We start from the raw sequence: 13,677 nt of genomic DNA on the forward strand, positions 1-13,677 counted from the left end.
GTTATCATATGCCCAGCGGTTCATTCGCTGATCTGGGGATCAAGTCCGCGTTAGCGCGACGATCTCCGAGACGTACGACTTGGGGGGTCGGCGTGTTCGGAGTATCGCCGCACACACAGAACGTGAGTCCGTTGACCCTCCTCGCACCGCCCGAACCCTCGAGCGTCACCCAGCACGCGCGGCTGCTCGCCGTCCGCGAACACCCGCCTCATAGCGCCCACCACTTCAGCCGGAGCGCGATCACCGCGCTCGTCGCCGGCGTCCTCGTCGCCGTTCTCACCACCCGCGATCCGCTGTGGTGGCAGCTGCACTTCTCGCAGCTCGGCACGTTCGATGACTTCTCGGCCCACGTCTTCAACTCCACCGCGATCATCGCCGGCTTCCTGCTTGCCACGTACGGCGTCGTCGTCGTCACCGTGCTTCCCCGGACCACCCCCCGCCTCGTGTCTCGGGCATTCCGCACTGCGGTGGTCTCGGCGGGCCTGCACCTGACGGTCGTCGGGCTCATCCCGCTCACGGTCAGCACCGAGCTGCACGATCTCGCGGCTGCCGGCCTGGGCCTCTCGCTCCTCGCCATCGTGGCGTGGAGCCTCGGCATCCCCGGCTTCGCGCGCGTGTTCCGCCTGGCATCGAGCAGCTGCGTCGTCCTCCTCGCCTCCGGGATGGTCCTGCTCACGTGCGGCGTCATCACCCTCGCGTGCTTCGAGTTCGTCGGCTTCACGGCCGTCGGCGCCTGGCTGATCGTGCTGCCCCGCGTGCTGGCGGCGTGCGCCATCTCGCAGCCCGAGCCGGCCGCGGCCGATGGGGCGGACCCGATCGACCGTGTGGAATGGACGACATGTCAGAACCCGCAGCCCATCCCGTCACCGTCGCGATCGAGCGTCGGATCGACCCGTCCCGCACCGTCGAGGCGACGAGCTGGATGCAGGCCGGCACTGATCTCGCGACCGGCTTCGCGGGCTTCCTCGGATCGGGCTGGGTTCGAGCCGGCGAGGCGAGCGACCTCTGGTACATGCTCTACCGCTTCCGCGACATCCCGACCCTCGAGGCGTGGGAGCAGTCGCCCCAGCGCGACTGGTGGCTCGATTCGGGGCGCACGTTCGCGAGCGAAGTCCGCGTCGAGCGCCGCACCGGCATCGAGGGCTGGTTCGACGCTCCCGCCGCGACACACGTCGACACCGGTGAGTCACGGATCGAGTCGGATGCCGCAGCCCCGACCGGCCCCATCCAGCAGCCGATCCCCGCAGCGCCCCCTCGCTGGAAGCAGGCTGTCGCGATCTGGCTCGGATTCTTCCCGACGAATCTGCTGGCATCGTGGCTGCTCGGCTATGTCCCCGGCTTCGGCGAGTGGCCGCTCCTCGTGCGCGTCCTCCTCGCGACCCTGCTGCTGACGCCGGTCATGACGTACTTCGTGCTGCCGTGGGTGACGCGGATGCTGCGTCCCTGGCTCCACCGCGCCGGCTGAGCCGACCGCCCGCGCCACGGCACCCGCTTTGCGCGTGTCGCGGGACCGCGCCATCGCCGGTCCTACACTGGCGCCATGACCTCGCCCCGCACGGCGGCCGCTTCCGGCGGCACTCCCACGCCCGCCAAGCACACCGAGTCCGAGGCGATCTATCTCGCTCTCGGTGCGGGCGTGGTCGGTGGCGTCTACGGCTTCGTCGTCTCCCTCATCGCCACCTCGCTGAGCATCGCCGACGACGACCCGTTCGCCCAGTGGGCGGCGATCGGCGCGGCCGTGGTCGGCGCCGCCGTGTCGGTCGCCGGCTACTGGCGCTCGCGGAGCCGTCCGGGTCAGGAGTGGCGCCGCACCCTTCCGTCGTGGAAGTTCACCGTCAACACCGTCTCGGTCGTGATCGTGCACACCGTGCTCGCGTTCCTCACCACCTATGCCCTCTACCGCGTGCTCGCCCTCGGGTTCATCGGCCTGCCGGTGGTCACGTTCTGGGCGGTCGTGCTGATGGCGGTGACGCTCGGGATGACCGCCTACATCGTGTACCTGTCGGTGTCGAGCATGACGACGCAGCGCATGTCGTCTCTGCTCATGGCATTCATCGTGATCGGCACGCTCACCGCGATGGTGACGACGCCCGACCCCGAGTGGTGGATGGTCCACTTCAGCCAGCTCGGCACGTTCGACAACCTCTCGAGCGCGATCTTCAACGGCACGCTCATCGCGGGCGGCCTCCTGGTGACGACCTTCGCCGTCTATATCGCCAACGACATGGAGGCTCTGGCCGCCGCCGGAGTGCTCGCCAATCCCCGGGGAGTGAGGATCGTTCCCGCGCTCTTCGTCGTGATGGGCATCATGCTCGCCTGCGTCGGCATCTTCCCCGTCGACGTCAACCTCGCGCTCCACAACATCTCCGCTTCAGGGATGGCGGCGATGTTCGTGGTCCTGCTCATCAGCGGACCCGGATTGCTGAGAGGGATGCCGCGCACCTACTTCGTCTCGTCGTGGGCGTTCCTCGGCGCGACCGTGCTGTCGGTCATCCTCTTCATCCCCGTGGTCGGCTACTTCTCGCTGACCGCGTTCGAGATCATCGTCTTCGCGCTGATCTTCGGCTGGATCGCGGTGTTCATCCGCTTCCTGGGAGCCGCCGGCCGCCGCGACTGAGACGCGGCCGCACCGGCGGCGTCACTGGTCGCGCTGCGGTTCGCCGTCGCCTTCGGCGTTCTGCTCGCCGTCGACCTGCTCGACCGATGCGTCGTCGCCCATGGGCTCGGGCTCGGGCTCGGGCTCCGGCTGAGGCTCGGGCTCGGGCTCCGGCTCCGGCTCCGGCTCGGGGGCTTCGGCTTCCGCTTCAGTCTCGGCATCAGGTGCACCATCGGGCTCCGCGGGAGCCTCCGTCGCAGCATCCGACTCGCTCTCGTCACCAGCCGTGCGCTCAGCCTCACCCTCGCCCGCTTCGGCGTCACCTTCCGGCGCGGCGTCGGCTTCAGTCAGCGCCTCACCCTCCGGCTCGACGTCCGGCACGGCCTCGACCGCCGTCGTATCGGCCGGCGCAGAGCCCGCGGCGAGCGCACGCCGCTCGCGCCGCGTCATGACCGCACCGCCGGCGGCGGCTCCGACGAGCGCGGGGTTCGCGGCATCCGCCCCGCCCGTGGGGCTGGAAGACGGAGCGTACGAGCCGCCCGCGTCGCCCTCGTCTCCGCGACGACGCGCGATGCGGCGCTCCCGGGCGCCCTCGACGAGGTTGTACAGGGTCGGGAGCACGAGCAGCGTCAGCACGGTCGACGACACCAGTCCGCCGATCACGACGATCGCCAGAGGCTGCGAGATGAAGCCGCCCTGACCTGTGATGCCGAGCGCCATCGGGGTGAGCGCGAAGATCGTCGCCAGCGCCGTCATGAGGATCGGGCGCAGACGGCGAGAGCCGCCCGCGATCGTCGCGTCGTGGGCGGTGAGGCCCTTCGTCCGGTACTGGTTGACGAGGTCGACCAGCACGATGGCGTTCGTCACGACGATGCCGATGAGCATGAGCACGCCGATGAGCGAGGCGACGCCGAGCGGCACGCCCGTGATGATCTGCAGCAGGATCGCACCGGTCGCCGCGAACGGCACCGAGATCAGCAGCAGCAGCGGCTGCCGGAGCGACTTGAACGTCGCGACCATCACGATGTAGACGATCAGGATCGCGGCGAGCAGCGCCAGGCCGAGCTGTGAGAAGGCGTCCTGCTGCTGCGAGACGACGCCGCCGAGGGAGGCGTCGGCCGAGGCCGGCAGGTCGGCCTCCTCCAGCGCCGTCGTCACCGTGGCGCTGGCCGTGGTGAGGTCGTCGGTGGAGGGCGTCACCGTCACGGTGGCGGTGCGCTGACCGCCCTCGGTGGTGATCGAGGTCGGGCCTTCGCTCTCCTCCACGGTGGCGACGTCCTGCAGCGGGATCGGGCCGGCGGCACTGGGCACCGGCAGCTGACGCAGGTCATCGAGCGAGGCGGGAGTCTCAGGCGCGGCGAGGTAGACCGTCAGCGACGTGTCGTCGATCTCCACCGCGCCGATCGACTGGGGCTGCATCGTGTTGGAGACGAGTGCGCCGACGGCGACCTCCGAGAGACCGAGCGCCGCGGCCTTGTCCCGGTCGACGATCACGGCGATGTACGGGAGCGATGCTGACAGGTTGCTGGAGACCTGACCGACGCCCTCCTCACCGTCGACGGCGGCGACGACCGCGTCGGTCGCCTCCTGCAGCGTCGCGGAGTCGGGCGCCGTGACGTCGATCTCGATATCGCTCGAGCCGAAGCCGCCGCCCGCCGCGGCGACGGTGATCGTGCCGGCGTCGTCGAGATCGGCCACCGCCTCCTGGACCTCTTCGCGCAGCGCGACCTGGTCTACGTCGGGGTCGGTCGTGATCGAGTACGTGATGCCGCTTCCGCCGCCGGTGAAGGCGTCGCGGAGCGCCGAGCCGCTCGAGCCGATCGACACCTGGACGGTCTCGATCCCCTCGATGCCGACGAGCGCATCCTCGACCTGCTCGGCTGCGGCGCTCTCGGCCTCGAGGCTCGGCGCAGCGCCGATCGACTGGGTCATCGTGAACGTGTTCTGGCCCGAGTCGCCGAGGAAGTTCGTCTTCATGAACGGTGCGGCCGCGATGGTCCCGGCGAGCACCAGCACCGCGAGCAGCAGGGTGATCCACGAGTGCTTGAGCGTCCAGCGCAGGATCGGCAGGTAGCTCTTCTGCAGGCGGCTCGGCGGCGCCGCGGGGTGCTCGGGATCGATCGCCTCGCCGTTCGCGTCGAGCAGGGGCTTTCCGGGGCGGAGGAACCAGTAGGCGAGCACCGGCACGATCGTCAGCGCGACGAACAGCGACGCCACCATGGCGATCGTGACGGTCATCGCGAACGGGCGGAACAGCTCGCCCGTGACGTCGCCGACGAAGGCGATCGGCAGGAACACCGCGACCGTGGTGATCGTCGAGGCCGTGATCGCGGCGGCGACCTCGCGCACGCCCAGCAGGATCGACTGCGTCTTGCCGGCGTCGCCCACGTAATGGCGCTTGATGTTCTCGATGACGACGATCGAGTCGTCGACCACTCGTCCGATGGCGATCGTCAGCGCGCCGAGGGTCAGGATGTTCAGCGAGTATCCGAAGGCCTGGATGCCGATGAACGTGATGAGCACGCTGGTCGGGATCGAGATCGCGGTGACGAGCGTCGCCCGCACCGACAGGAGGAAGACGAGGATGACGAGCACCGCGAAGACCAGGCCCAGGAGCCCCTCCTTCGCGAGGGTGTCGATCGACTCCTGGATGTAGGGCGCCTGGTCGAACACGACGGTGAACGTCGCACCGTCGAGCGATTCCTCGAGCGAGGGCAGCACGTCGAGGACTCCGCGCGAGACGTCGACGGTGTTCGCCGCGGGCAGCTTGGTGACCGCGATCGTCAGCGCGTCTTCGCCGTTGACGCGCGAGATGGTCGTGATGGGATCCTGCTCCTGCGCGACGGTCGCGACGTCGCCGATCGTGACCGTCCCGGCCTGCGTCTGCTCGGGCGTCGACGGAACCAGCGGGAGCGCGGCGATCTCGTCGACCGAGGCGATCTTGCTGCCGGTCTGAACTGTGAGCGTCTCGTCGCCCTCCGTGATCTCGCCACCCGGGAAGAGGACGCCGTTCTGATCGAGGGCGTCGCGGATGGCCTGCGTCGTGAAGCCCGCGGCAGCGAGCTCGGCGTCGTCGGGCGTGATGGTGACGCGCTGGCCTGCGCCGCCGACGATCTCCGCCGCGTTGACGCCCGCGACATCCTCGAGATCGGGGATGACGGATGCCTCGAGCTGCGCCTGGATCGTCTCCTCGTCGTCGTAGCCGGTGACGGCCAGCTGGATGACGGGGAAGTCGTCGATGCTCGCCGAGATCACGTTGGGATCGACGCCGTCGGGCAGCTGCGAGCTGATCCGGTTGATCGCCTGCGTCATCTTCTGCTCGGCCGTGGCGAGGTCGGTCCCGTAGGTGAACGACGCCTGCACGATCGACGCGTTCGTCGTGCTGGTCGCCGTGCTCGACTCGAGGCCGGGCACTCCCTGGATCGCGGTCTCGATCGGGGTCGAGACGTCGTTGTTCACGACCTCCGGCGAAGCGCCCGGGTACGTCGAGACGACGATGAGCGCAGGGAACTCGATCGACGGGATCAGCTCCTGCTTGAGGTTCACGAGCGCGAGGCTGCCGAAGATGGCGGCGACGATCGTGACCAGCGCGATCAGTGCGCGGTTCTTGAGACTGAGGACGGCGAGGTTCGACACGGATGCCTTCGCAGGAATGGGGGCGCAGCCAGGCGCGCCGGAACGTGACGGATACGGGAATGTATCGGCCCAAGTATCTCATCCGGTTCTCTGAGCGCGGCCTGTGGATCGGCTGTCAGGCGCCGCCCACGGCGCTCGCGATCCACAGCCCTGCGCCCACGCCCAGGGCCGCGGCGGCCACCGAGAGCACGAGCGTGCCGAGGAGGTCGGCCGCGGCATCCCTCCACCGTCCGCGCTCGGCGAGCAGCACCGAGTCGACGGACACGGCGCTGAAGGTCGTATAGCCGCCGAGCAGGCCGGTGCCGAGCACCAGCGCCAGCTGCGGTGCCACGAGCGCGCCGAGGCCCGTCAGCACGCCGAGCGCGAGCGAGCCGGTGACGTTGACGACGAGGATTCCGAGCGGGAACCGGCCGGCGCCCCGCGTTCCGATCACGCGGTCGAGCACGTAGCGCAGCCCCGCGCCCGCACCTCCGGCGACCGCGATGACGAGAAGCTCCAGCGCCCGGCTCACTCCGCCTCCCCCGGTTCGGCGGCGGTCGCCGAGCGCCCCGCGAGCGCGCGCCCCGTGAGGAGTCCGGCGACCGCGCCGACAACACCGGCGGTGACGGATGCCGCGGCCAGCGCGAGCGCGAGCCCCGGGGACGCCAGCCATACGGCGGTCTCGACCGCGAACGCGCTGTAGGTGGTGAAGCCGCCGAGCACGCCGGTGCCGAGGAAGGCGCGGGTGTGCGGATGCCGGTCGGCGAGGGCGCCGACGACCACGCCGAGCAGGAACGATCCGATGGCGTTGACGCCGAGGGTGACCCAGGGGACCAGCGCGGCGTCGTCGATGAGCGCAAGCAGTCCGGCACGCGCGAGCACTCCGAGTGCGCCGCCGGCGACGACGTATCCGAGGGCGCGCAGCTCGACGGGGTGCCGTCGCGAGGTCATCCCCTCACGCTAGCGGCGCATCAGCGTCGCCCGCGGATGAGAGCGAGGATCGCCGACTCCGGCGAGACCGACAGATCGAGCACATGGCCGTCGCGGTACCGGGCGAACACCCGGGGATCGATGTACGAGCCGCGCGCGACCGCGGGGGTGTTGCCGAGCGCCTCGGCCGTCGCGCGCACCGCCAGGTTCTCGGCGCGCTTGCGCTGGTTCGGTGTGTCGACGGTGCCGATGCGGGCGAGCGCCTCCGCGGCGAGGATGGTTCCCCGCAGCGTGCGGAAGTCCTTCGCCGTGAACCGTCCGCCGGTGAGCGACCGGACGTAGTCGTTGACCTCACCCGGAGTGAGGGCGACACGGCGGCGTCCGCGCTCCCACGCGAGCAGCGGGGACCGCGGGCGGCCCGCGGCGAGCAGCTCCACCACCGCGGCGAGGTCGCCGTCGTCCACCTCGAGGAACTGGCGCTTGCCGCTCTTGCCGGGGAACGAGAGCGTGACGACGGATGCCTCGACCGAGGCATCCCGCCGCTGCAGGGTCGTGAGCCCGCGGCTGCCGTGCGCCGCCAGGTACCGCTCGGAGCCGATGCGCGGAGCCGCCTGGTCGAGCAGCCGGAACGCCGTCGCGAGCACCCGCTCGCGGTCGAGCGCGCTGCGCCGGAGCGACGTCGTCACCCGTGCGCGAGCGCGCGGCAGGGTCTCGGCGAGCTGCAGGGCCCGCGCGAACTTGCGCTTGTCGCGCCCGGCCGTCCATTCCGGGTGGTAGATGTACTGGCGCCGGCCGGCGTCATCGGTGCCGACGGCCTGGATGTGGCCGTCCGCGTCGACGCAGATCCAGACGTCCTCCCACGCCGGCGGGATCACGAGCGCGCGGATGCGCTCCAGATGCCGGTCGGGGACCGCCGTGCCCTTGGCGTCGACGTACCGGAAGCCGGTGCCCGCGCGCCGCCGAAGGTATCCGGGGTCATGGAAGGGGCGCACGCGCGAGAGCTTCGGCATCCGTCACCTTCCTGTTCGTTGCGGCGGCTGCGCCCCCGTGCGCGTGTCAGTGGTTGCGCAGCATATCGATGAGCTGGGACTTCTTCTTGCCCGAGTAGCCCGTGATGCCGAGCTCCTTGGCCCGTTTGCGCAGATCGTCGACCGTCCAGTCTTCGTACGAGCCGGACTCGCCGCCTCGTTCGCCGACCTTCCTGCGGCCGTCGCGCGCTGCCGCGTTCGAGATGCGCGCCGCCTTCTCCTTGGAGGCCCCGTCGTCGCGAAGCTCCTCGTAGAGCTCCGGATCCTTGAGGCTGTTCGAACCGCGTCCGCGAGGCATGGCTCCTCCTCGATCGTTGGGTGGTGACGCCACGCTAGGGCCCCGCGGGGCCCGGTTCCGGGGGCTTGACAGCATGCTCGCACGCGCCTACGCAGGCCCAGCCCGCGGCTATCACCGTCGGCGACGCGCCGTCAAGCCCCTGACAACGGGTCACTGCGGATGCCAAGGTGATCACGTGCCGATAGGGCATCCGATGCGCAGACCCCGCGCACCGACAAAGGAGAAGGAGAACCTCCATGAACCTCGCCTTGATCATCATCATCGTCGTCGCTGTCGTTCTGGCGATCGTCGGAGGCCTGAACAGCGCGCTGAGCTGGCTGCTGTGGGTCGCCCTGATCGTCGGTGTGATCGCACTCATCGCGTTCCTGTTCCGAGTAATCGGCGGCAGCCGACGCGTGTGACACGACTCTCCGGAGTCATCCCTCTGGAAGCACGGATGCCGCAGCCCATCGGGCCGCGGCATCCGCGTTTCTGCTCCTAGAGGTTCGCCTCGGCGTAGACGCGCAGGGCGTCCCGCACGAACTCGGCGCCGGCAGTGCCGCCGGCGCTGGTCGCGTAGTTCGCGCCGAATCGCGGGTCGGACACATACATCTCACCCAGCCCGATCACGTAGCCGCGGACGTCGCCCCCGGGACCCGCGGCGGGTGTGCCGGGGATGCCGGTGAGCCACTCCACGTGACGCCGGGCGACAGCCTGCGCTTCGTCGCTGTCGGGAGCGATCCCGCTCTCGGCGGCCGCGATCCAGTCGCGACCGAGGTCTGCGACGCGCTGCTGCCACGCCTTCTTGTCGTCGGCGCTCATTCCCCGCCACCAGCGGTCGCTGTCGGCGTAGGCCTTCTTGCCCCAGCGCTCTTCGACCTCCCCCTTGTACTGGGTGTGGTCGAATCCGTCGAACATGTTCTCTGCCATCAGTCGTTCACCTCCTCTCAGTGCTGTGATGGTGCTCTCCACCGACGCGACCTGTCGCGCCAGCCGGTCCTGCTCCTGCCGGAGCCACGCGAGGTGACTCTCCAGGGCGTGCGCCTCGGACGCTTCGCGCCCGAGGACGTCCGCGATCTGCGGCAGCCCGAGACCGAGCTCGCGCAGCAGCAGGATGCGCTGCAGGCGCACGAGCGCGGCCTGGTCGTAGTAGCGGTAGCCGTTGGATCCGATGCGCGACGCGGGAAGAAGCCCGATGTCGCCGTAGTGCCGGAGCGCGCGGCTCGTCGTTCCGGCGATCTTCGCGATCTGCTGGATCGACCACTCGTCTGCGTTCATGTGACCCACGGTAAAGGTTGACGTGGCGTCAAGGTCAAGCGTGAATCCTCCCGGTTCTTGACGATCTCGCGATATATCGTGTTACTCTCCACAGACGCGATATATCGCGATAATCCCTCAACACACCTGGAGAGCACCATGACCCTGGAGAAGTGGATCATTCACCCGGGCGAGACGCGCGTCATCGACCTCGAGACCGTCAGCCGCCTCAAGGTCGGCCTGGTCGGAGGCCAGATCGACGTCATCGCCCACGACGAGCCCGGCGCCCGCATCGAGGTGCACGGCGTCACCATCAAAGACCTCCGCATCGAGGTCGTCGGCGATGCGGTCGAGATCGACCACCCGCAGCTGCGGTGGGACAACTTCCTCGAGGTCTTCCGCAACTTCGGCGACGGCGGGCCGAAGGCCGAGATCAGCGTGGCGGTCCCCCGCTCGGTCGCGCTGACACTCGGTGTCGTGAGCGCGAGCGCGCTCGTCGCGGGACTGCACACGGATGCCCGCCTCAACACCGTCTCCGGCGACATCATCGTCGACGGCCTCACCGGCGATCTCACCGTCAACGCCGTCTCCGGCGACGTGCAGGCCCGCGGTCTGGTCGGCTCGCTCAACGCCAACAGCGTCTCGGGCGACGTCGCGGCTACCGGCTCGCTGCGCAAGGCGACCGTCGACACCGTCTCGGGCTCGATGCTCATCGACTCGACCGGCGACCTCCACGCCGTGAACCTCAACACCGTGAGCGGCTCGTCGACCATCCGGCTCGACGAGGGCTATCCCGCCAACTACGTCATGCGCAGCGTCAGCGGTCGCGTGCAGGTCGACGGCGTGCTGCGCTCCGGAAAGGGCACCGGGCCGACGACGAACTTCTCGGGATCGGTCGGCGAGCTCAGCGGCAACTTCGCCGACGTGCGCGCCAACTCGGTCTCGGGCGACGTCACCGTGCTGCGCCGGGCCGCCTCGCCGGCGGCACCGGCCGGGCCGAGCGCACCGGCCGGCGTGGAGTCGACGGACGAGGCCGGGGAGGAGTGGCGATGAGCCCCGTCTTCTCCCACGGCGACCTGCGCCTGTACCTGCTGAACCTCCTCGACGAGGGCCCGCGGCACGGCTACGACATCATGCAGGCGCTCTCCGACCGCACCGGTGGCACCTACACCCCCAGCGCGGGCACGATCTACCCGCGACTGGCCAAGCTCGAGGAAGAAGGACTCGTGACCAAGTCGATCGACGGCCGCAAGACCGTCTACTCGATCACCGAGGCCGGGCACGCCGAGGTGCAGTCCCGCGCCGGTGACCTCGAAGGCATCGAAGCAGGCCTGGCCGACTCGGTCCGCCTGATCGCCGACGAGGTGCGCGGCAGCGTCCGCGAGGCGATGAAGAGCCTGCGGGCCGATCTGGCGGCGGCGAGCGCCGACGAACGCCAGTCCGCGCCGCAGCCTTCCGAGAGCGACGACCCGCGCGTGCTCAGCCGCGAGCAGCTGCATCGAGCGGATGCCGCGATCAGCGAGTTCCGCGCCCGGCTGCGCAGCGACCTCCGGTCTCACGTCGCGCGTGGCGGCGTGCTGGCCACGACGTTCGTGGACGAGCTCGCGAACGACCTGGATCGCATCGCCCGCGATGTGACGCGGGCTCTGAAGGGCTGACGCCACTTCCCGTCTCGCTGCGCTCGTGAACCGGGCGCAGCGGGACGGGTCGTTGAGCGAGCGCAGCCCACCCCCGGGTCGTTGAGCGAGCGCCAGCCCCCGGGTCGTCGAGCGAGCGCAGCGAGACGAAACGCCTACGCCGTCGGCCAGATCTCCTCGTCGTCGGCCACCGGCTCGCCGAGCGGGACGACGAGGATGCTGCGGTGCTGCCGGTGCGCGAGGCGCGCGGCGACGGAGCCGGTGAAGAACTCGCGGATCGACTCGCCGAGCCCACGCTTGCGGGTGCCGACGACGATCAGCTTCGCGTCGAGCTTCTCGGCGAGCTGCTTGATCGCCATGGCCGGGTCGCCGACGAGCTGCCGGACGCTCCACTCGAGGTCATGTCCGGCGAGGAATGAAGTCGCCGTGTCGGTCACTTTGACAAGATCGCCCTCGCCTGCGGCGATGTTGAGGTCGATGGGCGCGGAGTGCACATACCCGTCGGGGTCTTCGTACGTGACGAAGCGCGTGACGTCGACATGGACCACGACGAGCGGCGCGCCGAGGAGCTTCGCATACCGGGCGCCCTCGCCCAGCACCCGCGTGGACTGGTCGGGGATGACCCCCACGATGACCGCTCCGCGCAGTGCCTCATTCGCTGCGGCGGGGGCCGCCTGGTCCGATGCCTCGTCCGTCATGCGTCGTCGCTCCCTCTTGCGCCGGTCCCACACCCAAGGAGGAGCCCGCCGGGGTGCGGAGGCTCCGTGTTATCCTGAATGCTACTCTTACCGGCCTCGAGCCGGCGTCGTTGCGGCGGGCATCCAGAAGCCCGCGACTCACAAATGAGGGGGTCTCGCATGGGGCGTGGCCGTCAGAAGGCGAAGCACACCAAGATCGCCCGCGAACTCAAGTACGACGTGCACAGCGTCAACTACGGAGCGCTCGAGCGCGAGCTCGGGCACCCGTCCGACGAGCAGTACGTCGACAAGTGGGCGGACCAGTACTCCGACGAGTACGAGGACGAGAAGGCGTAGTCGTCACGCCGTCCTTCGGCGACGCCTGAGCGGAAGTCTCACCACGCGCCGTGACGACTCTCCCAGTCGTCTTCGACGGTGTGCTTGCGCGCCGCGACGACTCCGGCGGGGATCGCCGACGCCATGACCGCGGCGAGGATGACCAGCGGGATGGTCCATGACCCGGTGAGCTCGTGAATCAGACCGATCCCGAACGGGAACAGCGCCGCGATCGCGTAGCCGACGCTCTGCACGAAACCGCTGAGGGCCACCGAGCCCTCGTGGGTCCGGGTGCGGAGCCCGAGCAGCACCAGGATCATCGGGAACAGCAGTGGAGCGAGCCCGAGCAGAGCGACCCACAGCCAGGGCACGGTGGTCGGCGCGAAGAGCAGTCCGGCGATGCCCACGAGTCCGGTCACGACGGAGACGCCGAACAGCGCGCGGGTCGCGTTCCCGCGCGTCACCAGCAGCGGCACGAGCAGCGACACCGGCAGGCCCATGAAGGCGAAGAGCGAGAGCAGCATCCCCGCGACCGCCGGTGTGACGCCGGCGACTTCGATGAGGATCGTCGGCAGCCACACGAACGCCGTGTACGCGAGCGAGCTCGACACCGCGAAGCCGACCATGAGAGCCCACGCGAGCGGCAGCCGCCACATGCGGCTGAGCACGCCGGGCGGGGGCTGCTCGATGTCGTCGTCCGCGGTCGCCGCGCGGCGGCGCGCAGCCAGCCCGATCCAGGGCACCATCGCCAGCACGGCGAAGAAGGCCCACAGTCCCAGCGAGAGGCGCCAGCCCGCAGCGTCCGCCACCGGCACGGCGACGAGGGGCGGCACGAACGTCGCCACGGCCATCGTCGTCGAGAACACCGTCGTGAGCAGGCCGATGCGATCGGGGAAGTACCGCTTCACGAGCGGGGGCAGCAGGATGTTGCCGGTGCCGACGGCCGCGAAGATGAGCGCGGTGCCGGCCAGCAGCAGCCCCGAGTTCGGCGCGAGCGCGCGCGCGATCAGCCCGAGGGTCACCACCGCCATCGCCGCCACGGCGAGGCGTTCGAGGCCGAAGCGGCGCTCCAGCGCCGGGGTGAGGAGCCCGAAGATCGCGTAGCAGACCGGCGGCGCGGTGCCGATGAGCCCGATCACCGCGGACGGCACGTCGTACTCGGCCGAGATGTGGTCGAACAGCGGCGACAGCGAGGCGACCGCCGAGCGCAGCGAGAAGGCGAAGAGGACGATCCCGACGAGGGCGAGTGCGCGTCCCTGCCAGAGCGGGCGGGCAGGAGAAGGACTCACCGGTCAAGCCTAGGGGCGACCGAAGGCCTCGGCTC

Annotated in this window: 15 protein-coding genes; 6 read left to right on the top strand and 9 right to left on the bottom strand. The window is 69.9% G+C overall.

Features of this window, described 5'->3' with window-relative positions; genetic code table 11:
- Window positions 1-208: 208 nt before the first annotated feature.
- Entirely contained in the window at window positions 209-676 is a 468-nt protein-coding gene (locus JX005_RS13125) for a hypothetical protein (protein WP_214467992.1), read from the bottom strand.
- Between the two features lie 153 nt (window positions 677-829).
- Here JX005_RS13125 and JX005_RS13130 point away from each other — a divergent pair, with 153 nt between their 5' ends.
- Together JX005_RS13130 and JX005_RS13135 are read left to right on the top strand one after the other, a co-directional pair.
- Window positions 830-1,465, top strand: a complete 636-nt coding sequence (locus JX005_RS13130) for a putative antibiotic biosynthesis monooxygenase (RefSeq protein WP_214467993.1) — start codon at window positions 830-832, stop codon at window positions 1,463-1,465.
- Window positions 1,466-1,540: 75 nt separating this feature from the next.
- Window positions 1,541-2,617 (top strand): DUF998 domain-containing protein, encoded by a 1,077-nt coding sequence (locus JX005_RS13135; RefSeq protein WP_214467994.1) that lies wholly within the window; start codon window positions 1,541-1,543, stop codon window positions 2,615-2,617.
- A 21-nt stretch (window positions 2,618-2,638) separates the two neighbouring features.
- Here the strand turns inward: JX005_RS13135 and JX005_RS13140 are convergent, their stop codons facing one another.
- From JX005_RS13140 to JX005_RS13160, 5 genes are all read right to left on the bottom strand, one after another.
- Window positions 2,639-6,232, bottom strand: a complete 3,594-nt coding sequence (locus JX005_RS13140) for an efflux RND transporter permease subunit (RefSeq protein WP_307858586.1) — start codon at window positions 6,230-6,232, stop codon at window positions 2,639-2,641.
- 115 nt (window positions 6,233-6,347) lie between these two features.
- Entirely contained in the window at window positions 6,348-6,743 is a 396-nt protein-coding gene (locus JX005_RS13145) for a fluoride efflux transporter FluC (RefSeq protein WP_214468089.1), read from the bottom strand.
- A complete protein-coding gene (locus tag JX005_RS13150; protein WP_214467995.1) occupies window positions 6,740-7,162 on the bottom strand; it encodes a fluoride efflux transporter FluC in 423 nt (140 codons plus the stop codon). Before JX005_RS13150 ends, JX005_RS13145 begins: the two co-directional genes overlap by 4 nt.
- A 20-nt stretch (window positions 7,163-7,182) precedes the next feature.
- Window positions 7,183-8,151, bottom strand: coding sequence for a DNA topoisomerase IB (locus JX005_RS13155; protein WP_214467996.1), 969 nt, complete (start codon window positions 8,149-8,151; stop codon window positions 7,183-7,185).
- Window positions 8,152-8,197: 46 nt separating this feature from the next.
- Entirely contained in the window at window positions 8,198-8,467 is a 270-nt protein-coding gene (locus JX005_RS13160) for a DUF7218 family protein (protein WP_214467997.1), read from the bottom strand.
- 236 nt (window positions 8,468-8,703) lie between these two features.
- Here JX005_RS13160 and JX005_RS13165 point away from each other — a divergent pair, with 236 nt between their 5' ends.
- Entirely contained in the window at window positions 8,704-8,868 is a 165-nt protein-coding gene (locus JX005_RS13165) for a hypothetical protein (protein ID WP_191765153.1), read from the top strand.
- Between the two features lie 76 nt (window positions 8,869-8,944).
- On the opposite strand, the gene JX005_RS13170 is transcribed toward JX005_RS13165, so the two are convergent.
- Window positions 8,945-9,724, bottom strand: a complete 780-nt coding sequence (locus JX005_RS13170) for a MerR family transcriptional regulator (RefSeq protein ID WP_214467998.1) — start codon at window positions 9,722-9,724, stop codon at window positions 8,945-8,947.
- Between the two features lie 138 nt (window positions 9,725-9,862).
- Here JX005_RS13170 and JX005_RS13175 point away from each other — a divergent pair, with 138 nt between their 5' ends.
- Entirely contained in the window at window positions 9,863-10,756 is an 894-nt protein-coding gene (locus JX005_RS13175; RefSeq protein ID WP_214467999.1) for a DUF4097 family beta strand repeat-containing protein, read from the top strand.
- Window positions 10,753-11,361, top strand: coding sequence for a PadR family transcriptional regulator (locus tag JX005_RS13180; protein ID WP_214468000.1), 609 nt, complete (start codon window positions 10,753-10,755; stop codon window positions 11,359-11,361). Before JX005_RS13175 ends, JX005_RS13180 begins: the two co-directional genes overlap by 4 nt.
- A 134-nt stretch (window positions 11,362-11,495) precedes the next feature.
- Here the strand turns inward: JX005_RS13180 and JX005_RS13185 are convergent, their stop codons facing one another.
- Complete coding sequence (locus JX005_RS13185) at window positions 11,496-12,038, bottom strand: universal stress protein (RefSeq protein ID WP_214468001.1); 543 nt, start codon at window positions 12,036-12,038, stop codon at window positions 11,496-11,498.
- A gap of 159 nt (window positions 12,039-12,197) precedes the next feature.
- Between JX005_RS13185 and JX005_RS13190 the strand changes: the two genes are divergently transcribed.
- Window positions 12,198-12,374 (top strand): DUF3073 domain-containing protein, encoded by a 177-nt coding sequence (locus tag JX005_RS13190; RefSeq protein ID WP_214468002.1) that lies wholly within the window; start codon window positions 12,198-12,200, stop codon window positions 12,372-12,374.
- Between the two features lie 38 nt (window positions 12,375-12,412).
- On the opposite strand, the gene JX005_RS13195 is transcribed toward JX005_RS13190, so the two are convergent.
- On the bottom strand, window positions 12,413-13,642 hold the full coding sequence (locus JX005_RS13195) for an MFS transporter (RefSeq protein ID WP_214468003.1): 1,230 nt from the start codon (window positions 13,640-13,642) through the stop codon (window positions 12,413-12,415).
- Between the last annotated feature and the right edge of the window lie 35 nt (window positions 13,643-13,677).

The sequence above is a fragment of the Microbacterium flavescens genome (assembly GCF_018588945.1).
In the GTDB taxonomy this organism is placed as follows: domain Bacteria; phylum Actinomycetota; class Actinomycetes; order Actinomycetales; family Microbacteriaceae; genus Microbacterium; species Microbacterium flavescens.